Here is a 23,296-nt window from a genome sequence, read left to right on the forward strand (position 1 = left end):
GTCAACAGTCAACAGTCAACAGTCAACAGTCAACAGTCAACAGTCAACAGTCAACAGTCAACAGTCAACAGTCAACACTTTAAAAATCATGGCAAAATTGCAACTCAAAAACCTCAATAAAACCTACAGCCCTAAAGTAGTTCCCGTAAAAGACATTAGTTTGGATGTCAGCGAAGGGGAATTTCTGACCTTGCTGGGGCCGTCGGGGTGTGGCAAATCTACGACGCTGCGGTTAATTGCAGGGTTGGAACAGCCGACTAGGGGTGAGATTAGAATTGGCGATCGCAATGTCACTTATCTCAGACCGGGCGATCGCGATATAGCAATGGTTTTTCAAAGTTACGCGCTCTATCCGCACATGACAGTATACGAGAATATGGCGTCGAGCCTCAAACTCCGCAAAATCTCCTCCAGCGAAATCAATCGGTTAGTCACCGAAGTTGCAACATCCCTCGGATTGACGGAATTAATCGATCGCAAACCCGGAAAACTATCAGGCGGACAGCGGCAACGAGTCGCCCTCGGCCGCGCTTTAGTGCGCCAACCGGAAGTATTTTTGCTCGACGAACCTTTGAGCAATCTCGACGCATTATTGCGGGAAAAAGTTAGGGCCGAACTCAAACAATTGTTTTCCTCCCAAAAAGCTCCTGTAGTTTACGTCACTCACGACCAAACCGAAGCAATGACGCTTTCAACAAAAGTCGCAGTTCTTAACAGCGGCAACGTGCAGCAACTAGACCCGCCATACTTAATTTATACCCGTCCTGCAAATCAGTTTGTAGCCGGTTTTGTGGGGAGCCCGCAAATGAATTTGCTAGTGCTTAAATGCCAGGGCAATTTTGCTCAGTTGGGCGATTTTCGAGTTCGACTACCAGATATGCCGACTGTGCCGCCAGAAATTGTGTTGGGAATTCGCCCGGAACACGTCGGCTTCGCAGATGCAGAGGCCGGCAAGATGCCGGGTTCTGAGGCAATTAAAGGTGAGGTTTATTTAGTGGAAAACTTGGGAATGCAAAATTTAGTTAGCGTCCGAGTTAAAGGTTTGGAGTCAGTAACGGTGCGGGCTTTGCTGCCAAATGACCGCCACTGGAATTCAGAAATTGTAGAGCTGGTTTTTCCGCCTCAGTTGCTGCACTGGTTTGACGTGAAAACGGGCGATCGCTTGCAATAAGAATTTGCCCTGCATAGCATGATTGATTAAAAATTGTCTAACCCTGTGCTGAAAAATATTTTTTTTGCTTCTCACTAAGTTATGACTTTAGTTAGAGGTAGAACTCTTTGGCTGCTGTTAAGGTGATATTCATGTGTGAAAAAGCTAATTGACTGACACAATAGGTTGCGTGTTTCCCAGATTTTATCGCTAACCTATAACTCTATTTAGGTGGTTAATGGGAAGTTAAAGCTAAGTTGGCTTTACCTCGCCTTAGCTGCTGATTTTGGAGCGAGTCAATTAGATAAAAAAATGTTGAAAATTATCACCAATCAACTTAGGGAGTATTACTGAGATGAATTTGATTTCCACAGCCATTGCTCGCATCAGTTCCCTGCTTAAGGGCTTTCAAATCAAGAGTTTTTTGAGTGTTGTCCTAGTCGGTTTTCTGGTGCTGACAACCACTGTTGATTCGGGACGCACTAACAAAGGTTTTGGCACGCAAGCCAGCTCAAAGTCTGAGCTCAACAATCCTGAAAGACCCCAAACAACGCGGGAATGGAGGCAAGAAGCTCGCGAAACCTCAGACTCTCCCGGCAAACGAACTCAGAAGATTGGGCAAGAGGCAGGAGCAGCCGTGAAAGAAATGGGGGAGATGTATCAAGACACTGCTAAGAGAAGTGTCCGCGAATTAAAGGATAACTAGCTCCAAGTAGAAAAATATAACACTGAGAAACCTGATTGCTTTCGGGGCGCAGCCAAGAGAGCTCGCCCTTCCGGGTTCTCCACACCGGAAAAGTTTGACGTTTAAAATAGGTTGAGCTACTTAATACGACAGACGCAATCAAGTAGGCGATCATAAATAAACTAGAACAGATGCTCAAAAACCCAGTTTCACCTGAGAAACTGGGTTTTTGAGTTGGAAGTCTTTTATGTTAAATTAAATCAAATTCGCGCTAAAAACCCGTTGCTCAGACTCGGTGGTTAAAACTGAGATATGGCAGTATTCTCAATCAGCATTTCAAGGGCACGCTAGAAACAACGGCACACAATATAGAAGTTCCGCGTAATTCCTGATGAATAAACATCTTAACAGTCTTTGCTTGACCTGCCTGCTGTTCATCCTGCCTGTTTGTCCGGCGACAATTGCCCGCGCTCAACTTCCCGAAACTTCGGATACTAATGCCAAGCAAACAAACCTCCTCAAAGATGAACTGTATTTTGGCTTAACAAAACCGGGAGGCGAGACAATTTCTGAATCTGAATGGCAGGAGTTTGTCAAGGCAGTTATTACCCCTCGTTTTCGGGAAGGGCTAACGGTATTAGACGGCTCCGGGCAGTTTCTAAACAGCTCGGGAATTCTGATTAGAGAAAACTCTAAAATAGTTATTTTAATTTATGAAAGTAGTCCTGCAAAAAATCAAGCTATTCATGAAATTATCGAAACTTACAAGCGCACTTTCCTGCAAGAGTCCGTGCTGCGCGCAACCAGCGAAGTTAAGGTTTCTTTCTGATGTGGTCATCTAATCAGCGTATTTATGATATTATTCGTGGTAATCAAGGTCATATCCTCAAAGATAAGTAGGGTGCGGGTGCAAGAAAAATCATAAGTTGTGGGTATCGATCGCAGACTGCAAAAAACCGCTAGAAAAACCTGCCCGGGAGAAAACAAAAACATGATGAACGACGGCAACCAAAAAGCTGAAGCGCCGGAAAGCGAGGATTCACAAAATTTGTCCGGCATGGCAAAAGCTTTTCTTGTGAGCGTGGCTTGGTCTTACGCAGAGGCATTGGAGCGAATGAAACGATCGCGAAATCCACAGGAACCCGCGCCGGAATCTCCGACAGAAAAAGTCGAACCCGATACTGAAAAAAATTAATGAAAGACTATTAATGCGATCCATTTGCCAAACTATCTGGGGGTGCGATCGAACGCAATAGTCAATTAGCTGTTTTGAGTGAAGAACAATCTACTCAGAACAGCGAACTGTGCAGCTTAAGCCGAATTTGTATTGGATTTTACAATCAAAAAAAACTGAAAGCCCCGTGACCAAGAATTTCTTGATGGTACCCGCCACGTGATTTATCCGTGGAATCAATCCAAAATCTAAAATCTAAAACCCTCAAGCCCCCGAATTTATCCGTGGGGTCAATCCAAAATCTAAAATCTAAAATCGAATGACCCTTCAACAAGCTCAGGAAAAGCTTTAGTCCGGCGATGACAACTGCGTTGCAGGTTTGAACCTCAACCAATATCTATCCCTAAAAGGGATTTAAACTAAACTAATGTACGGTTTTACCGCTACAGTGTACAAAACAAATAACCAATTTTTAGATCGGTCTCATGTCTAATTCAAAAATGATTGGTAAAGCGATCGCAGGTAGCCTTTGCTTGGGCATCCTCATTAGCTTCAACGCCTCACTCAGCCCAGCATCCGCAGCAACACCAACAATTGCCCCAGAAACAGCAGCCCCGGCCGCCAGCAACATCGACACGCAACTCCTAGGCCAATGGCAAGGCACAGTCCCCTCCGGTCAGTCTTTCACCTTCGTCTTTGCCCCAGAAGGCAAATTGTTTCTCATGGCTAAAGGCCCCGACGGAGCCGCCCGCGCCAAAGAAATGAGGTACAAAGTTAATCTCGGTGAAAAACCGATGCACCTTGATGTCGGCCTCAGCAGCACAGAAACCGTTCAGACTGTTTTTGAATTGACTCCCGAAGGTCAAATGCGCCTTCAGTTGCAAGGCACCAATCCCGGACAGGCTAGACCTAATTCCTTAAACGAGCAGGCAACCGTGTTTAAAAAGGTCTCCGAGGCCACTACACTGCCTGCTGACACTCAAGTCATCGGTTTTTGAGGAAAATTACTCGCAGGCAGAAGGCACTCCAGTAGTTCTGAGTTTTGAGTTTTAAGTTATAAACCATTTAAAATTCAAAACTCATCCACGGCGAAGCGTTGCGAGGAATGTGAGCTTTCGCCATCTGTTATGCAAAGCCATCTTAAAATCTTCCTACTGCCTTCTGCCTTCAGCAGGCCCTGCTACAATCCACTTAATCTCCATTTAACTGCCATAGACCTCCATGAGTGAAACCGTCCTCGAAGTTCGCAACCTGCGGGTTCAATTTCAATCTGCGGACGCAGGCGATGCGTCTGCAACCGTCAAAGCGGTTGACGGCATTTCGTTTGAGGTCAAGCGAGGGCAAACTCTGGGCATCGTGGGAGAGTCGGGGTCGGGAAAATCGGTAACATCCCTTGCTGTTATGGGTTTGCTGTCGAGTTCGTCAACGAAAATCGACGGCGAAATTTGGTTTTATTCGACAAAAGACGGTGCTAGCAAGGGGCCTGTGAATCTGCTGGAAATGCCGGACAGGGAAAAACAAACATACCGGGGCAGCCAGATTGCGACGATTTTTCAAGAGCCGATGAGTTCGCTAAATCCCGTTTATACGATCGGATTTCAACTCACAGAAGCTATTTGTTTGCACCAACAGGTGTCGCAGACAGAAGCGCGGCGCCAAGCTGCTTCTCTGCTGCAAGAAGTGGAGCTGCTACCGGGCGACGATGAGCTCAGGCAGCGGTGTTTGGCTTTGCGGCAAGAACATTCCCGGGCTGCTGCGGGCAATCAAGCAGGTATGGAGGACGATCGCGATTTGATGCAGCTCGTCAACGGCCAAAAACAAGCTATGCTCGATCGCTATCCCCACGAACTCTCAGGCGGTCAAATCCAGCGCGTGATGATTGCAATGGCCATTTCTTGCAATCCAACTTTATTAATTGCTGATGAACCTACGACGGCTTTGGACGTAACCGTGCAGGCAACAATCTTAGCTTTGCTGCGGGAGTTGCGGGACTCTAGAGGCATGGCAATGATTTTTATTACCCACGATTTGGGCGTCATTGCTGAAATTGGCGATACGGTGGCGGTGATGTACCGAGGCAAGATTGTTGAGTGCGGTGCGATCGAACAAATTTTCAGCAATCCCCAACATCCTTACACAAAAGGTTTATTAGCTTGCCGCCCAACTCTCGATCGGCAACTGCGCCGCTTGCCGACAGTTTCCGATTTTATGGATGTCACCACAAATGCTAGCGGCGAATTAGTAATTGTCGAGAAAAATGCCGATTTAGACGGCGACAGCAGCGGGGGAAATCCAGCTTTTGCAACAGGAAAACCGCCTAGGCTGCCGCATATTTCCGGCCCTTTACTGGCTGTTAATAACTTGCGAGTCGGTTTTCCGGTGCAGGGAATGTTTGGCGAAACTAAACGCTTGTTTATGGCGGTAAACGATATTTCTTTTGAGGTTTACCCGGGCGAGACTTTGGGTTTGGTGGGCGAGTCTGGCTGCGGCAAATCAACTTTGGCGAGAGCTTTGCTGCAATTAATTCCGGCAGCCAGCGGAAAAGTATTTTTTGAAGGTCAAGAAATTACGCCTCCTGCGAAAAGTAGTTCGGCATCGCAGTGGATGGCTAATTATCGGATACAAAAAGAGTACGATCGCAAATTGCGGTGGCTGCGGCGCGATATGCAAATTATTTTTCAAGATCCTTTTAGTTCTCTCGATCCGCGCCTAAATGTTGGGGATGCGGTGATGGAACCGATGGTGATTCACCGCTTTGGTAAGAACCAGAAAGAACAGCGTGATCGCGCGGCTTATTTGCTGGAGAGAGTGGGTTTAAATCCTGATTTTATGCGACGCTACCCTCACGAGTTTTCGGGCGGACAGCGGCAGCGAATTTGTATTGCTAGAGCTTTGGCTTTGAATCCTAAGTTTATTATTTGCGATGAGTCGGTTTCGGCATTAGATGTGTCGGTGCAGGCGCAAGTTTTAAATTTGCTGAAGGAGTTGCAAACAGAGTTTGGTCTGACTTATATTTTTATTTCTCATGATTTGAGCGTGGTCAAGTTTATGAGCGATCGCGCGATCGTCATGAACAAAGGTAAAATCGAGGAAATTGGCACTGCTGAGCGCATTTACCGCCAACCGCAGCAAGCTTACACGCGGCAACTCATAGCTTCTATTCCTGCGGGGAATTTGGAGCGAATTCGGCAGCAGCAATTAGGCCGCAAATCTGCTTTGGGTGCTGTGGCGCCTTGGCCCCCATCGCCTACAGATGACTCAGAACAAAATTGATATCTAGTGTTTTAAACTCGTATCAAGTACCAATTCCCCGTTACCAATACTTCGGCTACGCGATCGTACAAGTTCCCAATTACTATAGAACTGACGCAATCATCCCAGGTATGGGGGCAACCACGGGGGGTTTGCCCCTACAAAACTAACATCTCGGGCAAGGAAAAACTGCTACGAAGATTTTTTTCATTTTATCTTCACAAATTAGCAGTTTATCTTTATTTTAACTTCATAATTTATGGTCAAATTCAACCTGCTGGAACTTGACGAATATTCCGGGTTTTTCAACCCACTGGCAGGGCGCTCCACGCAGTATTTTCCTACATCAAACCCAGTTATTTCTAGACGAAAAAAGTGGGGTATAAGACGCTACTCTAACGCGGTAAGCAGCTTCAGGCGCAGCCTACATAATTAGGTTCTGCACCCAGGAGTGCGAGTTTCTGCATCCACGAATAGCTAAATTAGGCCAAATGTCCAATGACTAACAATAATATGTCGCGTAGTATGATAAGTAAACTATCTCTATGAGTCGGAAAAATGAGAAAATGCGTACCCCAGCTAAAAAGAGATTGGTTGCTACTTCCGTAAATACACTTAATTATCGGCTTGTGTTGCCTAAACTTACGCAATTTTCCAATACTTGAGCTCGCACACTATGAAATATTTATAACATTTAAACATCTTTATTGTAATTTTTAAATCAGCACAACTCAAAGTAACTCTAGAGTAAAAGAATGAAACATTCAGTTCAACTAGAAGAATCCAAAAGCACTAAATGGGTGAAATTCCTGCAAGTGTTGTGGACAAAAATTACGGCAGCAGTCACCCGAATAGAAAAGGCAGAAGGCAGCAAGGAGTATGAAAAAAAAATCAGTGTAGCGACGATCGCCCCTGGCACTGTATTCTCAATTTTGATAATTGTACTGCTTGTCTTAAACGGGTGGCTCGTAGCTGGCAGCGGTGATAGTTTCTACGATAGCCAACTCGCCCTGGGATTTTTGGCAATAGCAAATATTGTCTTTTTGGCGGTATCGGGGCGCTCAAACACCTCTTGGGCCCTAGCGGGAAACGATCGCCCCTCCAGCGAACCCAACGGGAGCGATCGCTTTTTTAGCCTCTCGCTAGATTTACTGTGCGTCCTTAGTTTTGACGGTTATGTAAAACGCATCAACCCAGCAGCAGAAAAAATACTCGGCTATTCCCCAGGAGAAATGGTTGGCCAACTCTTCATTGAATTCGTGCATCCAGACGATCGCGAAACTACTTTAAAAGAAGCTGAAAGTATTGCTGCTGGGAATAATACCGTTGGGTTTGAAAACCGCTGGCGCTGTCGAAACGGGTCTTACAAGTGGATAGCCTGGACTGCTACCCGTTTCTACGAGGAAGAATTGATCTATGGTGTCGGCCGCGACATTACCGCTCAAAAACAAGCAGAAGCAGCGCTGCAAGAGAGTCAGCGTTTTGTTGAGCGAATTGCCAATACCAGTCCGAATCTTCTCTTTGTTTACGATGAAAGTGAGCAGCGAACTGTCTACAGCAACCGCGAAATCACTGATACCCTCGGCTACACCGCCGAAGAAGTTGAAAACATGGGCAGAAATCTACTGCCCACCATCATCCACCCTGACGACTTAGCTAAATTTCCGGGCTATTTTCAGCAATTAGAAAATGCTCCCGACGGCGAAGTTATTGAGTACGAATATCGGGTACGCGATCGAGATAATTGTTTGCACTGGTTAGTCAGCCGGAATATTGTATTTAGCAGAACCGAGGAGGGGAAAATTAAGCAGCGTCTCGGTGCTGCTACAGACATTACAGAGCGTAAAATAGCAGAACAAGCTTTAGCAGAACAATTGAAACTCTCTCTATTCACAGCAGATGTGGGAATTGCTCTAACTCAAAACCAGACTTTGCTTGCAACTTTGCAATATTGCGCCGATGCAGTTGTGCGCCATTTGGATGCTGCCTTGGCTCGGATTTGGACGCTGAATGAAGAGGGAAATGTATTGGAACTGCAAGCAAACGCGGGGATATATACTGGCATTGAGGGCGCTTACAGTCGCATTGCTGTCGGCGAGTTCAAGATTGGTTTAATCGCCCTGGAGCGACAACCTCACATCACTAATTCTGTGCAAGAAGATCCCCGACTCCACGACAAAGAATGGGCCTCACGAGAAGGAATGGTGGCTTTTGCTGGATATCCGCTAATTGTTGACAATCAGTTGCTGGGAGTAATAGCGATGTTTGCTCGCCAGGAGTTGAATGAATCAACGCTGATTGCTTTGGCCTCAAGTGCCGATACGATCGCCCTGGGAATTAAGCGCAAACAAACAGAAGAAGCTCTCGCCAGACAAAAGCAAACTTTGAGGGCAATTATTGACAACGCTCCCATTTGGGTGTGGCTGACTGATACTAAAGGCAAGATGCTGTTGGTTAACAAAACTTTTTGCGAATCTGTGAACGTTCCTGAAGAAAGATTTTTGGCAGCATCTCACTCTTGTGAAATTTTGGGAGCGGAAGCATTTGCTAACTGCATGGCGTCTGACGTGCAAGTCTGGAGTCAAGATACTCCTTCTTATGCTGATGAAGTTATCCAGTTTGCTGACGGTAAAAATCACCATTTAGAGGTGATTAAAGCTAAGGTAAAAGAGGCAAACGGCAGCGCGATCGGCTTAATCGGTTTGGGTTTGGACGTTACAAAACAAAAAGAAGCTCAAAGACAGTTGCAACAGTCGGAAGCGAGATTCCGTAAATTAGCGGAGCAGGAAGCGCTGGTGAACCAGCTAGCTAGCAATATCCGGGAATCTCTGGATTTAGATACTATTTTAGCAACAACTGTGCAGCAAATTCGCGACTTGCTGCAAGTCGATCGCTGTCTGTTTATCTGGTATTGGCCCGACGCTTCGCCACCTGCTTGGGATGTCGTCCACGAATCTAAAAATGATGACTTGCTGTCGCTTTTAGGTTATTACCCTGCTGACATAACGGGTACCCTGCCGCAAAAAATAGCTAATTTGGAAGTTTATCAAATAGATGATGTTTCAACTGTCAGCGATCCCGTAGAACTAAAATTCTTTTTGGATGTTGGTTACAAGTCTGTCTTGGATTTGCCGATTAAAAGTGCCGGGGGTTTAACTGGTGTTGTTGGCTGCGTTTCTTGCAGGGAGGTACGCAAGTGGACAAAAGAGGAAGTGGAGTTAATGGAGGCAATTGGCGATCAATTGGCGATCGCCATCAGCCAATCCGAACTCTACACTCAAAGCGTCGATTCAGCTCGGATAGCACAAGAACAAGCTGGCAAACTCGAAGTAACTCTGTGCGAACTCCAGCAAGCTCAAACTCAACTCGTGCAGGCCGAAAAGATGTCTAGTCTGGGTCAGATGGTAGCAGGAATTGCCCACGAAATCAATAACCCGGTCAGCTTTATTTTCGGCAATCTTACCTACACAGAAGAATACGCCGGAAGCCTGATGAAACTGCTGCAAATGTATCGAAATGAATACCCAGAACCTTCTCCAGCTCTTCAGGAGCAAATAGAAGTTTTAGAGCTGGATTTTGTGCTAGACGACTTGCCGAAAATGCTGTCTTCTATGCAGGTGGGAGCCACTCGCATCCGGGATATCGTGCGGAGTTTGCGGAATTTCTCTCGCCTTGATGAATCTGACATGAAAAAGGTTAACATTCACGAAGGCATCGACAGCACATTGATGATTTTAGAACACCGTCTGAAAGTTCAGCCGGATCGCCCAGCAATTCAACTCGTTAAAGAATACGGGCAATTGCCACTGGTGGAGTGCTACGCCGGACTGTTGAATCAGGTGTTTATGAATATTATTGCTAACGCTATTGACGTTTTACAAGAACCGCTCGAAAATCCGGGAATTATCCGCATTCGTACAGAGGTAGAAGGTAATCTCGCTGTGATTAGAATTTCTGATAACGGTGCAGGTATGACCGATCAAGTCAAGCAGCGGATATTTGACCCGTTCTATACTACAAAACGGATCGGTTCGGGAACGGGGATGGGTTTAGCGATTTCCCATTCAATTATTGTCGAAAAACATAAAGGTGAAATCAAGTGTTTCTCGGTGGTGGGGAAAGGCACTGAATTTATAATCGAGATTCCGATTAAAAGGACAGAAAATTAAATTGGTTTGTCTGCCAAAATACTAAGGTGCGTCAGTTGGAAAAACCAGATTTTTTTGTACTAACCTTAAGACTGACACACCCTACAGGCTACCAACAGAGAAAAGTGATTTTACCAGAAATTTGTCGAGTGCGTATTGCCCACCCTCCAACTAAAATTGATATGATATTAAAAATCTAAGATCTAAAATCTAAAATCTAAAATGGCATTACCTCCCGGCAGTTTTGGTTTACCCCTAATTGGCGATACCATCAACTTTTTGCAAGATGCCCAATTCGCCAAAAAACGCCAGCAGCAGTACGGAAATATTTTCAAAACCAGCATTTTCGGACAGCCTACAGTTTTCATGTGTGGCCAAGAGGCTAATTTGTTTGTTTTAAGCAATGAAAACCAATATTTTGTTGTGACTTGGCCTGCCAGCACGAAAGCGCTTTTAGGGCCACTTTCCTTAGCGTTGCAAACGGGTGCTAACCATCAAAATCGGCGCAAGTTGCTGTACCAAGCGTTTCAGCCGCGAGCTCTGGCAGGCTACATCGGCGGGATGGAAAATATCACTCAGCGCTATTTGGAAAAATGGGCCACAATGGAAACGCTGACTTGGTATCCCGAACTGAGGAATTATACTTTTGATGTTGCGAGTAAGTTGTTAGTAGGGATTGATAAGGGTTCGGAAACGGCGCTAGGACATTATTTTGAAACATTCTCTGACGGTTTATTTTCTATTCCTTTAGATGTGCCTTGGACTCGGTTTGGCAAAGCTAAAAATGGCAGAAAGTTACTGTTAGCCGAACTGGACAAGATTATTCGCGATCGCCAGCAAGCAACCCCTAGTGGCAAGGATGCTTTGAGTTTGCTGATTTCGGCTCGCGATGACGAAGGAAATAGTTTGAGTTTGGATGAGTTAAAAGATCAAGTGCTGTTGCTGTTGTTTGCGGGACACGAAACTTTAACTTCGGCGATCGCCTCTTTTTGCCTTCTGCTAGCTCAACATCCCGATGTGATGGCAAAAGTCCGCGCCGAACAGCAGCAGTTCCCCGCCACTGAACCGCTAACCTTGGAACAGCTCAAACAAATGACTTATTTAGAGCAGGTTATGCGAGAAGTGCTGCGCTTGGTTCCGCCGGTGGGAGGCGGCTTTCGGCAGGTAATTAATGCTTGCGAGTTCGGTGGCTACGAAATTCCCAAGGGTTGGATGGTACTTTATCAAATCAATCAGACGCATCAGGATAGCGCAGTTTATCCCGAACCAGATCGATTCGACCCCGATCGATTTAGCTCCGATCGATCGCCTAAACCTTTCAGCTACGTACCCTTTGGCGGCGGTTTGCGAGAATGTTTGGGCAAAGAATTTGCGCGGTTAGAGATGAAGTTGTTTGCGGCAAAGATTGTTCGGGAGTTTGAATGGGAGCTTTTACCGGATCAAGATTTGAATTTAATCAGAGTACCGACTCCGCATCCCCGCGACGGTTTGCGAGTGAAATTTCGGCGGAACTATTCTTAAGAACAGGCAAGATGCCTGTTCCACAATAGGTAAATGTTCTTGTGGGGAGTAGGGGTTGGGCTTCTAGCCCGCCCTGAAACCCTGATTGATATGGTGCAAGATCTCAGCCTCAATCAACATCCAATTGCATCGGCCCCAAATACTTAGTTAAATAAGGAGAAAAAACCTCATAAATCAGAGTCAATGGCTTCCCGTGATGCCAAAACAAATAGTGTCGCCCCCAAAAAGGGCCCGACTGTTCAAAAGCTGACTCCAAAGCAGCCGAATCACCGCAATAAATGCCCTGCACATCGCGATACAATTCTGTCCGCAGCCTCGCTAAACTAGCCCAAATTGGCAAAGATTTATTTTGTAAATATTCATCTACATGACTCGCTTCCCACCAAGAAGTCGCATAGGCTAAGCGCTGTCCCGAAGCTGTCCGCAGCCAAACTTGGCGGCGCAGGCGCGGCCCCGGAACGGCGACAATTTGCTGGGGCGCGCCGTCTGCGTCTTCACCCACTAAAGACATATCGATGACATCAACTTCTGTGGGTTCCCCTGTCAGCAGTTGCAGATGACGGGTGGGGGAACCGTCACCTAGGAGCAGTATTTGCCACGCTGGTGCGAGCTTGGTGTGGGGCAAACCCTTCTGTACTGCGTCTTCGGCTCCTTGCCACAGGGGGGTGAGAGCGTGCCAGGTGCGGCTGTTTTTGGGTGTGAATGTTGCAGTCAAGGGTCTTTACAAAACTTAATTTTTTGTTTATTATAACGCTTCTTCAATTATCCGCTCAAAAATTAAAATTGCTCGACCGAGGACGATCGCCCATAGGATGTCCGGTTAAATAGTTATAATACTTCTGTTCGGGATTTTTATTCTTCCTTCTTCCTTCTTCCTTCTTCTTTCTTCCTTCCACTATATGTTACGAATAACCGAAATAAAACTCCCCCTCGATCATCCTGAAGATGCGATCGCCAGTGCCATTATCAAAAAGCTGCAAATTCCCCCCGAAGAATTGCTCAGCTATTCCATCTTCAAGCGCAGCTATGATGCTCGTAAAAAAGCAGAAATCCTCCTTGTCTATATTGTGGATGTAGAGACGACACAGGAAAAGCAACTTCTCCAACGCTTCAAAAAAGATCCTCATGTAATGGTGACACCAGACACGAGTTATCGCTATGTAGCGCAAGCCCCCAACAATTTGACGATTCGCCCCATTGTGATTGGTACAGGGCCGTGCGGTATGTTTGCAGGTCTGATGCTGGCACAAATGGGGTTTCGCCCCATCCTTTTAGAACGCGGAAAAGCAGTGCGCGATCGCACGGTTGACACGTTTGGATTTTGGAAGAAAAAAGCAGAATTCAACCCAGAATCTAACGCCCAGTTTGGCGAAGGTGGTGCCGGTACTTTTTCCGATGGCAAACTCTACAGCCAAGTTAAAGATCCTCAGCATTATGGGCGGAAGGTGCTGACGGAACTTGTGAATGCGGGAGCTTCACCGGAAATTTTATATATTAACAAACCGCATATTGGCACCTTCAAACTGGTGGGAATTGTCCAAAGTCTTCGCGCCCAAATAGAATCATTAGGCGGAGAAATTCGGTTTCAAAGTCGTGTGGAAGATATCCACATCGAAAATGGAAAAGTGCAGGGACTTACCCTCGCCAGTGGAGAATATATTGCTAGTAATTATATAGTTCTGGCGGTGGGGCACAGCGCCCGCGATACTTTTGAAATGTTGTTTTCGCGGGGGGTTTACATCGAGGCTAAACCTTTTTCCATTGGTTTTCGGGTGGAACATCCGCAGACTACGATAGATCGCTGTCGTTTTGGCGATCGGGCAGGCCATAAGCTTTTGGGCGCCGCCGATTACAAACTGGTTCACCATTGCCAAAACGGTCGTTCTGTATATAGTTTCTGTATGTGTCCCGGTGGTTTGGTAGTGGCGGCTGCATCAGAACCGGGGCGACTTGTCACTAATGGGATGAGTCAATATTCTCGCAATGAACGCAATGCTAACAGCGGGATTGTGGTGGGTATCACGCCGGAGGATTATCCCGGTCATCCGTTAGCAGGAATTGAGTTTCAACGTCGCCTAGAAGAACGGGCATTTGAGTTAGGAGGTGGCACTTACAACGCCCCTGGGCAGCTTGTGGGTGATTTTTTGGCAAATCGCCCTTCCACGGCGCTAGGCAGTGTACAGCCGTCTTATACGCCGGGAGTGGTGATGACTGATTTGAGCGAAAGTTTGCCAGATTATGCGATCGCAGCTATCCGCGAAGCACTTCCGGCTTTTGACAAACAGATTAAAGGATTTGCGATGGATGATGCGGTTTTGACTGGGGTGGAAACGCGCACTTCTTCACCAATTCGGATTAAACGCAAGGAAGATTATCAGAGTTTGAATACAGAAGGCCTTTATCCTGCTGGGGAAGGTGCAGGATATGCGGGTGGAATCCTGTCGGCGGGGATTGATGGGATTAAGGTGGCGGAGGCGGTTGCTTTGAGTATTTTGCAATCTTCAAACCACAAAATTTGAGGCTGGATTTGAGGATTTTTAGATGATTTGAAGATTGCCGTCAACTGTCAACTGTCAACAGCCAACTCTGTTCAAACAGCAGCTAAACGCGATCGAATTTCCGTATCGGTATACTCCGGCGTCCAGCCTTCTTTGGTGATAAAATAGCGCACCGCTTTAATTTTCCGGGCTGCTGTCAAATAAAACCAATGTTCTGTATTCGCCGGCACGTTGATAAATTCTTCCGGCTGCACTGTGAGTTCGACTTGGCTGCCGTCAGGCCGCACGAAGCCAAAAATGCCCTCGCCTGCTACGATATAGCGGACTTCATCATCGGTGTGGATGTGGCACTTGTTGAATTTCGACAGCATGGTGTCGAGGTTGGGAATGTCTGGATGCAGTACGATTAAGTCGCGATCCTGATAGCCTGCACTTTCCGACAACTGTTGAAAGTAACTGTCGAGGGCTTGCAGCACTTGCTCTTTTTGATTGTCGTCAAGAGCATCTTTAGCTAACAAATTTTGAATTTCAGCGCTGTCACCCACGGGCCAGCGGTTGAGTTGAATGTTTAAGGAAGCGAGTTCTCGGGTAATGTCGCTCTGTTGAGTGTAGGTTGTACCGTTTTCGAGTCGCAGGATAGCCATTTTTGCACGTTCCAATTTTTGGGTGAGGCGATACACAGGCACTGTGAAAGATGTTTGTCGATCGCGCCTGTACCAGAACCACAATTTTAACGCTAATTTGAACAGGCTTTCCGACCTGTTCCACAACAGTTGAATATTTGTCGCGATAATATTGATAAGTCAGGCGCCAGCTAGCACCAGCAGCGATGGCAATACTGATTTCTTAAATGTAACTTTTGCAACAACTATGCCTACTTATACTGGAATTTCTAGCGAAGCATTTCAGCATCCCCTTGATCGCCAAGCCGAGGCAGCATTGCGGAGCGTGCCTGGATTTGACTTAATTGCCAGCAAATTTGTAGAATTTGTCTACGAACGACCGCAATTCGTTTACTTAATGGGAAATAGCATTCAAGTCGGGCCACGCCAATATGCCAGCATTTATCATATATTTCGGGAGTGCGTGCAGGCTTTAGATGTTTTTCCAGAACCGGGTTTGTTTGTTTCTCAGGATCCCTCAGTTAACAGCTATGCCCTGGGAAAGAACCAACCTTATGTAGTATTAAACACAGGTCTTTTAGACTTGTTGGACGAGGCGGAACTGCGGGTAGTCTTGGCTCACGAGTTGGGACACATTAAATGCGGCCATCCAACTTTAAATCAAATGGCTACCTGGGCGATGAGCGTTGCCTCGACAATTGGCGAGATGACTTTCGGGCTGGGAAATATGGTCGGTAGCGGTTTAATTTTCGCTTTTTACGAGTGGCGTCGCAAGGCTGAATTGTCGGCAGACCGGGCGGCTTTGTTGGTGACGGATGACTTGAACAGTGTGATGAAGACGATGATGAAACTTGCGGGAGTTAGCAGTAAATATGCTGACCAATGCAGTTTGCAAGAATTTATCCGCCAGTCTGACAACTATCAAGAGCTCGATCGAGACAATCTCAACCAAGTGTATAAATTTTTACTTTACAACGGCGGTCAGGGCGTGATGCTGAGTCACCCTTTCCCGGTGGAACGGCTGAGGTATTTGCGAGACTGGGCAAGTTCCGAGGAATACCGCCAAATTAAGCTGGGGAACTACAAGCGGGCTGTAGCTGAGGGTGCGGTTGATGTGAAGTCGCAAACGCCTAACAGTGAGACCGAAGCTTTGCGCCGTCAGATTGAAGAGTTACAGCGGGAGATCGATCGGCAAAAATCAAAGCGAAACTAAGTTTAAATTCCTCGTTTCCAGGCTCCTCGTTCGTCCCCACGCTCTGCCTGGGGATGCAGATCCGGAGGCTCTGCCTCTTCTAAAGCGAGGATTAGCGAGGCAGAGCCTCTGGATCTCGGTTCCCAGGCAGAGCCTAGGAACCAGGGAAAAAACCAGCTAAATGTTTTGTTGAAGATTTACCGGATTTGAGGGAGGGGGAAACGTAAAAGAAAGGTAAACCAGTGAGAGACTTACTCGCAACGGGCCTCCAATCTAAAAACTGTCCCCTCCTTTCGGAAATCTGTTTCTAAAGAGGTGTAGTTTAAATCAAGAGAAGCTTATAAATCAACGGGGCTAAAAAAAATGAATATTGATAACGCAATGAATACTAACAAGCCAACTTCTAATTTTTTCGGCAATGTGGGAAAAGTCGCGATCGCGATGACTCTTCTGGCCGCCGGCATGGCATTTACAAATCCTGGGAGAGACAAATACCTAACTTATGCTTCCGGCGTACTCCAAACCGAGTTGGAAAGCACTGTGTGCAAAGATTCTCGCGTTCCGAAAGCTTTGAGCGGTATTACAGATACTTTGATCGGCAGTTGCAAGAATTTGCTGACTTCGCAGCGGAACTCGATCGAAAGCTTGCTCGACAATACAACGCAGCGTCAAAATTTAGGTGTTGTCAGCATTTATACAACTGAACTGGGCAAAAAAAGCTATCAAACGGTTGGAGCTTTTGGGAATTTCGTGACGTTGCCACCTAGTTCTGAAAATGCTCAAAAGTAGAGTCAAATTAAGTTCAATTGTAGAAACCGGGTTTTGTAGAAAGCCCGGTTTTTGCTTAGGTAATTCTCTCTCAGCAAATCTCAATAAATTCGGAGAGCAGCAGCACTTATTTTTAGTCAAGCTCGCTATTAGAAGCAAAGTATTAAGTTTTCTTAAAGAAGAAAAGTTGTTGGGCAACTTAATATTAACATGAACACTATAAAGTTTTATGTTTAACAAATAAGCAGATGGCAATGCAATTAAGTAAGGGTGAGAGATTTAATATCTCTAAAGAAGCCCCCGGTTTAAAAAAAATGGCGATCGCCCTAGGTTGGCAGGTGACAGAGGCAGGACAAAGCTACGAGATTGATGTCTCTGCCTTTATGCTAGGTGCTGATGGCAAAATACCTAACGATAAATATTTGATATTTTACAATAATCTGCAATCCGGTGACAGTTCGGTACTGCAAGTGATTCGAGATAAAAACAACAGAAGTCAAGAGAATAAAACGATTTACGGCGTTATCTTAAAAAGAGTTAATCCTGAAATTGAGGAAATAACTTTTGTTGTCACTATTCACGAAGCAGAAAAGATTAATGGAAATTTTAGCAATATAAAAAATGCTTTTATCAAAATTTACAATTTAGATACAGAAAACGAACTTGTTCGGTATGAATTAAAAGAGAAATTTTCGCTAGAGACTGCTGTAGAATTTGGTCGTTTGTATAGAAAGAAGGGAGAGTGGAGATTTCAGGCAGTAGGAGCAGGATATCAGGCAGGATTGCAGAGTTTTGTTGACAAGTATTGCAGCTAAAATAATAATAAGATTGCTCCCATTACTCACGACTTGGCAGCGGGAACAGCAGATGATTTTGCAGTTCCCGGCTGGGGAGTTGGAGGTGGAGTCAGAACCGGAAGCGGAACAGTCTCGTCTGGAGCATTTGGTAACTTTGTTAACTTGCTACCTAGTTTTGAAAATGCTCCAAACCCATGTCAAATTAAGTTCAATTGTAGAAATCGGTTTTGACAGCAAGCCGGGTTTTCACTTAGGTAATTCTCTCTAAGTAAATTTCAATAAATTCAGATACAGACACCAGATATTTTTAATCAAGCCTGCGATTAGAGAAACTCTGTTAAATTTCATTAATTAAAGAACTTCTTGTGCCACTTAACCTTAAGATGAGTAGTATAAATTTTTATATTTAACAAATAAACAGATGGCAATGCAATTAAGTAAGGGTGAGAGATTTAATATCTCTAAAGAAGCGCCCGGTTTGAAAAAAATCGCGATCGCCCTCGGTTGGCAGGCGACAGAGGCAGGACAAAGCTACGAGATAGATGTCTCTGCTTTTATGCTAGGTGCTGATGGCAAAGTACCTAACGATAAATATTTGATCTTTTACAATAATCTGCAATCCGGTGATGGTTCGGTGCTGCAATCGATTCCTGAAAAAAACAACCGAGGTCAACAGAATAAGACTATTTACGGCGTAATTTTAGAGAAAATTCATCCTGAAATTGAGGAAATAACTTTTGCGGTCACTATTCACGAAGCAGATAAAATAAAGGCAAATTTTAGCAATATCAAAAATGCTTTTATCAAAATTACAAATTTGGATACGGGAAGCGAACTGGTTCGCTATGAATTAAAAGAGAATTTTTGGCGAGAGACTGCTGTAGAGTTTGGTCGTTTGTATAGAAAGAATGGAGAGTGGAGATTTCAGGCGGTAGGAGAAGGATATCAGGCAGGATTGCAGAGTTTTGTTGACAAGTATTACAGCGGAAATAGCAATAATATTGCTCCCATTAGTAGGGATTTGACACCAGAAACAGCACCAGATGATTTGCAGTTGCCGGCTTGGGAGTTGGACGTGGATTCAGAACCGGAACCTTCCGGCGAGACGGGAAGCCGGGGGCGATCGCCAATTAACAATCAAGTTAATTCGGGAAGTCGCAAAATACCGCTAGCTATAGCGGCAAGTTTAGGGGTTTTGGTTTTGGGGACAGGTGCAGGAGCGATCGCCTTAATGCGATCTGGAAATGAAACGCTGAAGCAAGCGAACATACTGGCAGTTGAAACGCAGAATGCAGGGAAAGTCACCGATGTAAATCTGCTCAGAAGTTTTGATCGACGACTTAAAGAAACGATCGCCAATTTAGAGAAAATTCCTAACCTCCCCGGCTTTGGGTATCAGCAAGCTAGAGCAGATTTGCTGCAACTGCGCCCGAATTTGGTTCCAGTAGCGCAAAACTTACAGGCGGCAGAAAGTCTAGCAACGGCTCAAAAATTGGCTATGGAAGCTGCTGTGGTTGTGCAAAAACCGCCTCATCCGATGGAAGTTTGGCAGCAGTCGCAAAGTAAATGGCAACAGGCGATCGCACTTTTAGAAGCGATAGATTCACGTACACCTGTTTATAATCTAGCTCACAATAAGTTATCTAATTACCGGGCCAATCACGCGGTTATCAGTCAAAGAGTGGCGATCACTCAAAAAGCTGCAAATTTTAGCAATCAAGGTTCTTTAAAAGTTCTAAATGGAGATGTTCCGGGGGCGATCGCCAATTTTACTCAGGCTTTAACGCTGAATCCGAACATACCTCAAGCTTACCTCGGATTGGGAATTGCTACTTCAAAACAGGGAAACAAGCAGCAGGCAATTTACAATTACGATCGAGCGCTGCAATTTAATCCTAACTTGGCAGAGGCTTATTTCGGTCGCGGTCAAGTATACTATGAATTGGGAAACAAACAAAAGGCGATCGGGGATTATGAACAAGCTATTCGCGTTAATCCTGATTATGGTTTGGCTTATTTGGAACGAGGTGCTATTCGCTGTATGTTGGGAACCAAATCGCAAGCAGTAGCAGACTTTCAACAAGCGGGAGAACTTTTCTTGAAGCAGGGAGACGGAAATAATTACAAATTAGCACAAAGCTTTATTAATGATTGTCAAGAACCGAGTGCAGAGGCTGCAATCTGCGATTATCGAAGGAAGATAGATTCCTTCGGCCGACCCTGCGGGGGCTCTCTTAATGTTCCGATTATAATTAGAAGAAAATCCGCGACTGCTACCTCAAACTCTGAGTCTACTGCTGTTAAAAGCAGTAGCAGCGTTGAAAAAATCTCGCCTGCAAATTCTGATAGCAGCAGTACAAGAACTCGCAGCAGGAGAAGAAGTAAAAGATAAACCCCAGTCGCATTAGTCAATATAGCAACCGCCAAGACGGTTAGGACGTTCTTAATGGCGGCTGAAACGATTGATTTTATTGCTCCTTTCTTCTTCCTTCTTCCGACTTCCATCAAATTTCTGCTATAGATGACAAAATCTGCTGGTAAGCATCGATGGTTTGCTGGGCGATCGCCTCCCAGTTATAATGCTTTTTGGCATACTCTTGGCCGTTCAATCCCCGCCGTTGGCGCTCTTCGGGATTGAGAAGTGCTGATTTGATTGAATTGGCGATCGCCCCTACTTCCAAAGGCCCCACCCAACCAGCTTCTGCTTGCTGTATGTCTTCAGCAATATGTATGCGATCGGAAATGGCGACAGGTACACCGGCGGCCATTGCTTCTGCTACAGCAATGCCAAAGTTTTCGTAATAAGAAGGCAATACAAATAAGTCGGCTTTTGTCAATAATTCAACTTTTAAGTCACCGCTCACAAAGCCAGTTATGGTTGTGTATTTTGCTAAGCTTGAATTCTGAATTTTTACTTTAATTTGTGTTTCATAATCAGCATCTTGGGGATTTGAACCCGCTAAAATAAAGTGAAACTCTATGCCCGATGCCAAAATACTTTTTAATGCTGGAATTAGCAAATCAAGCCCTTTTTTAGGTTCAATTCGCGACATAAATAAGATGATTGGCACTTGAGATTCTCGCAACCTCTTAGGAAACAAACCTGCTGTCACCCCCAATGGAATCACCAAATCCCGTGACACAGGCATCTTGGCTGTGCAGTTCAAACCAAATCTTTCTGAGATTTTAGCTTCTTGTTTACTTGTGAAATGAATTGCGGCTGCCCCTGCTAAATTAGGGCGTTCTAAAAGCATGGCATAAATCTGTTTCAAGCGCTTTTTTTTCTGCAAGTCGGCGGGGTCAAGCATACCGCAGGGACGCATAATATATGGCAACTTGTGATATCTAGCAATTGTAGCGGCGAGGGTAGTTACTGGCGAGAAAAGAGCGTGAATGTGAGCCAGGTCAAATTGTTGCGTATTTTCATTTAACCACTGCAATAACGAGAGTGAAAACTTATATCTGCGCCAGGGATAACAGCGGAAATAAATAATCTGATAGCCGTTTTGTTGTATTGGTTGATTTAGAGGAACATCTAAGGGAAGTTGACCGAGATCTCCGTTAGAATCTGTGGTGATAATCGTCACATCAATGTTTTTGGCCGCGAGGGCGCCAGAAAGTCCGAGTACCATTTGACTCGGCCCGCCGTAGACCAAGGAAATTGAGGGGATAATTTGGAGAATTCGCATGGGGGATAGTTCTTTCAATCAAAATATCAACATCTCCCATGACAAATTTAATTATCTGGAAAAGGCAGCCCGTCTAGCTGCTCCGCTTCCTCTCTCTTTGTGGCTGTAATTTGGGTATTGTGAGCCATTGTCTTGGAAAATTCATACATTTCACTGGCTTTGGCTTCCGCAGCTTTCACAATTTCAAGAATTTCCAGGAGTTGGCTTTCATCTGGTAATTGTTTCATGGTAATGCTTCTAATCTCTCAATTACTTTGTCTATCATAATTCTCGCTTCAGGAGCCATACGTAGCAATGCTGCTAAATAATCTCCTGCTTTTTGAACATCTTCATCGGGCACACCAGCCATCAATACATTGCCCACAATGTGCTCTGCTTGTAAGCGAACACCTGATACGCAGAATTGAAAATTACTGATAGAAGAAAAGTATTGCATCAGTATTTCATTTTCTGGAAAAAGAGACATTGCTGTTCTAAGTGCAAAAAGTCCCTGCGTTGCTTGGCGTTCGGTTTCGTGTAGTACCTGGTAGAGTTCGTCAACCAAAGAGCGTATGTCGGAAGGAATAGACATTTACTACAGCTTTTATTTAACACTTGTATTATACTGCTAAAAGTTACAACAATTCTTTGTAAAATTCCAACAACTGCTCAGCTAAAGCTTGATTGGTATAATTGCTCATCGCTCTCTGATAACCCCGATCGCCCAAATCGGCCGCCAACTCCTGCCGCTCCATCAATTTCTGCAAACACTCTCGCAAAACCCCTGCATTTCCCTCGGGGAATACTAACCCCGCATCGCCGATGACGTGGGGAATTTCCCCGCAGTCGGAACCAATAACCGGAATTTTACAAGCCATCGCTTCAATTAAAACGTGACCGAATTGTTCTTTCCAGCCCACAGTAGTCAAAGTTTTGAATTTATAGCTGGTTTGCGAGGGCAATACCAAACAGTTCATTAAGTTAATGTAGGGGGGAATTTCTTCGTGGGAAACGCTTTCTACCCAGATTATTCGGTCGCTGATTCCCCATTCAATACATTTTTCGGCCAGGTACGTCCGCAATTTTCCTTGTCCTACTAACAGCCACTTCCAAGAGCTTTTTTTCAACCCTCCCAAGGCTTCAGCTAAAGTCAATAATCCTTTTTCTTCGACAAATCGCCCTACAAATCCTACCACAAAATCGGTCGGTTCAATGCCGAACCTGCGGGATAAATCAGCGTCTTTACCCGTGCGGCGAAACAAAGTTTCATCTACTCCGAGTTGTGGCATTACTTTTACCGCACGTTGATAGCCCCGCTGCCGCAAAATTTTAGCTCCATCTAGGTTGCCTGCAATAATTCCGTCGGTGTGCTGAAGATTGTAATTTTCTAAGACTGAAACTGGCCAATTCAATTGATAAGGCAGATTCCACCAAGTAAATAATATATTTTTTGCTTGCAGTTTTAGCAGTTTATTTAGTAAAATTAACTGAGCGCAAGCGAGAGATTTTGAACCTTGTTCAACTTGAATTATTTGGGGTTTAATTTTTTGCAAAAGTTCAATTAAATGTGTGCCAAATGTTAGCAATCCTTGATTGTTTTGACTAAAGTTGGAGACGGGAACTACTGTAAATGAGTCTTTTTGATAAAATTGCGTTTCTATAATTTTATTTTGTACGCCTCCGGGCTTCCAACGCTGCGGCACTACAACTGTTACTTCAATATCGGGTTCTAGGTTGGCTAATATCTTGAATTTTTCCCGATTAATGTCCACAATATAGGTGTGACTAGCCACGAGAATTCTCATTTATTGGGAAGGGCG

General features: G+C 45.1%; 20 protein-coding genes. 14 read left to right on the forward strand and 6 right to left on the reverse strand.

Going from position 1 to position 23,296, the window contains the following annotated elements:
- The first annotated feature begins 88 nt into the window (after nt 1–88).
- The 8 genes from QUA04_RS06430 (at nt 89) to QUA04_RS06465 (ending at nt 11,930) form a co-directional block, all read left to right on the forward strand.
- Nucleotides 89–1,171, forward strand: coding sequence for an ABC transporter ATP-binding protein (locus QUA04_RS06430; protein WP_333255064.1), 1,083 nt, complete (start codon nt 89–91; stop codon nt 1,169–1,171).
- A 334-nt stretch (nt 1,172–1,505) separates the two neighbouring features.
- The gene (locus tag QUA04_RS06435) at nt 1,506–1,856 is read left to right on the forward strand and encodes a hypothetical protein (RefSeq protein ID WP_333254920.1); all 351 of its coding nucleotides are present in this window, start codon (nt 1,506–1,508) and stop codon (nt 1,854–1,856) included.
- A gap of 370 nt (nt 1,857–2,226) precedes the next feature.
- Nucleotides 2,227–2,664 (forward strand): DUF3574 domain-containing protein, encoded by a 438-nt coding sequence (locus QUA04_RS06440; protein WP_333254922.1) that lies wholly within the window; start codon nt 2,227–2,229, stop codon nt 2,662–2,664.
- Between the two features lie 162 nt (nt 2,665–2,826).
- Nucleotides 2,827–3,030 (forward strand): hypothetical protein, encoded by a 204-nt coding sequence (locus QUA04_RS06445; protein WP_333254924.1) that lies wholly within the window; start codon nt 2,827–2,829, stop codon nt 3,028–3,030.
- A gap of 464 nt (nt 3,031–3,494) precedes the next feature.
- On the forward strand, nt 3,495–4,007 hold the full coding sequence (locus QUA04_RS06450) for a hypothetical protein (RefSeq protein ID WP_333046430.1): 513 nt from the start codon (nt 3,495–3,497) through the stop codon (nt 4,005–4,007).
- A gap of 223 nt (nt 4,008–4,230) precedes the next feature.
- Complete coding sequence (locus QUA04_RS06455) at nt 4,231–6,282, forward strand: ABC transporter ATP-binding protein (RefSeq protein ID WP_333254926.1); 2,052 nt, start codon at nt 4,231–4,233, stop codon at nt 6,280–6,282.
- Between the two features lie 734 nt (nt 6,283–7,016).
- The gene (locus QUA04_RS06460) at nt 7,017–10,430 is read left to right on the forward strand and encodes a PAS domain S-box protein (RefSeq protein ID WP_333254929.1); all 3,414 of its coding nucleotides are present in this window, start codon (nt 7,017–7,019) and stop codon (nt 10,428–10,430) included.
- Nucleotides 10,431–10,631: 201 nt separating this feature from the next.
- Nucleotides 10,632–11,930, forward strand: a complete 1,299-nt coding sequence (locus QUA04_RS06465; protein WP_333254931.1) for a cytochrome P450 — start codon at nt 10,632–10,634, stop codon at nt 11,928–11,930.
- 109 nt (nt 11,931–12,039) lie between these two features.
- Here QUA04_RS06465 and QUA04_RS06470 read toward each other — a convergent pair whose 3' ends face one another.
- The gene (locus QUA04_RS06470) at nt 12,040–12,645 is read right to left on the reverse strand and encodes a chorismate lyase (protein ID WP_333254933.1); all 606 of its coding nucleotides are present in this window, start codon (nt 12,643–12,645) and stop codon (nt 12,040–12,042) included.
- Between the two features lie 184 nt (nt 12,646–12,829).
- On the opposite strand from QUA04_RS06470, the gene QUA04_RS06475 reads away from it, so the two are divergent.
- A complete protein-coding gene (locus QUA04_RS06475; protein WP_333254935.1) occupies nt 12,830–14,449 on the forward strand; it encodes an NAD(P)/FAD-dependent oxidoreductase in 1,620 nt (539 codons plus the stop codon).
- A 71-nt stretch (nt 14,450–14,520) separates the two neighbouring features.
- Here QUA04_RS06475 and QUA04_RS06480 read toward each other — a convergent pair whose 3' ends face one another.
- Nucleotides 14,521–15,072, reverse strand: a complete 552-nt coding sequence (locus QUA04_RS06480; protein ID WP_333255065.1) for an acireductone dioxygenase — start codon at nt 15,070–15,072, stop codon at nt 14,521–14,523.
- Between the two features lie 226 nt (nt 15,073–15,298).
- Between QUA04_RS06480 and QUA04_RS06485 the strand changes: the two genes are divergently transcribed.
- The 5 genes from QUA04_RS06485 to QUA04_RS06505 all read left to right on the forward strand — a co-directional run bounded on the left by QUA04_RS06485 (nt 15,299) and on the right by QUA04_RS06505 (nt 20,200).
- On the forward strand, nt 15,299–16,264 hold the full coding sequence (locus tag QUA04_RS06485) for a M48 family metallopeptidase (RefSeq protein ID WP_333254937.1): 966 nt from the start codon (nt 15,299–15,301) through the stop codon (nt 16,262–16,264).
- 342 nt (nt 16,265–16,606) lie between these two features.
- Nucleotides 16,607–17,032: a DUF4359 domain-containing protein gene (locus QUA04_RS06490; protein ID WP_333254939.1), complete on the forward strand. Its 426-nt coding sequence runs from the start codon at nt 16,607–16,609 to the stop codon at nt 17,030–17,032.
- 227 nt (nt 17,033–17,259) lie between these two features.
- Nucleotides 17,260–17,826 carry a TerD family protein gene (locus QUA04_RS06495; RefSeq protein WP_333254942.1) on the forward strand — a complete coding sequence of 189 codons (567 nt, stop codon included), beginning with the start codon at nt 17,260–17,262 and terminating at the stop codon, nt 17,824–17,826.
- A 13-nt stretch (nt 17,827–17,839) separates the two neighbouring features.
- Nucleotides 17,840–18,076, forward strand: coding sequence for a hypothetical protein (locus tag QUA04_RS06500; protein WP_333254944.1), 237 nt, complete (start codon nt 17,840–17,842; stop codon nt 18,074–18,076).
- A gap of 153 nt (nt 18,077–18,229) precedes the next feature.
- On the forward strand, nt 18,230–20,200 hold the full coding sequence (locus QUA04_RS06505; protein ID WP_333254947.1) for a TerD family protein: 1,971 nt from the start codon (nt 18,230–18,232) through the stop codon (nt 20,198–20,200).
- Nucleotides 20,201–20,312: 112 nt separating this feature from the next.
- Here QUA04_RS06505 and hpsP read toward each other — a convergent pair whose 3' ends face one another.
- From hpsP to hpsO, 4 genes are read right to left on the reverse strand one after another with little or no spacing between them, the layout of a single operon-like run.
- Complete coding sequence (gene hpsP / locus QUA04_RS06510) at nt 20,313–21,497, reverse strand: hormogonium polysaccharide biosynthesis glycosyltransferase HpsP (RefSeq protein ID WP_333254948.1); 1,185 nt, start codon at nt 21,495–21,497, stop codon at nt 20,313–20,315.
- Nucleotides 21,498–21,544: 47 nt separating this feature from the next.
- Nucleotides 21,545–21,724 carry a hypothetical protein gene (locus QUA04_RS06515; protein WP_333254950.1) on the reverse strand — a complete coding sequence of 60 codons (180 nt, stop codon included), beginning with the start codon at nt 21,722–21,724 and terminating at the stop codon, nt 21,545–21,547.
- Nucleotides 21,721–22,068, reverse strand: a complete 348-nt coding sequence (locus QUA04_RS06520; RefSeq protein ID WP_333254952.1) for a hypothetical protein — start codon at nt 22,066–22,068, stop codon at nt 21,721–21,723. Before QUA04_RS06520 ends, QUA04_RS06515 begins: the two co-directional genes overlap by 4 nt.
- 43 nt (nt 22,069–22,111) lie before the next feature.
- Nucleotides 22,112–23,281, reverse strand: a complete 1,170-nt coding sequence (gene hpsO, locus QUA04_RS06525) for a hormogonium polysaccharide biosynthesis glycosyltransferase HpsO (protein WP_333254954.1) — start codon at nt 23,279–23,281, stop codon at nt 22,112–22,114.
- Nucleotides 23,282–23,296 lie beyond the last annotated feature (15 nt).

It is taken from the genome of Microcoleus sp. S13_C5, from assembly GCF_036700845.1.
Lineage (GTDB): Bacteria > Cyanobacteriota > Cyanobacteriia > Cyanobacteriales > Microcoleaceae > Microcoleus.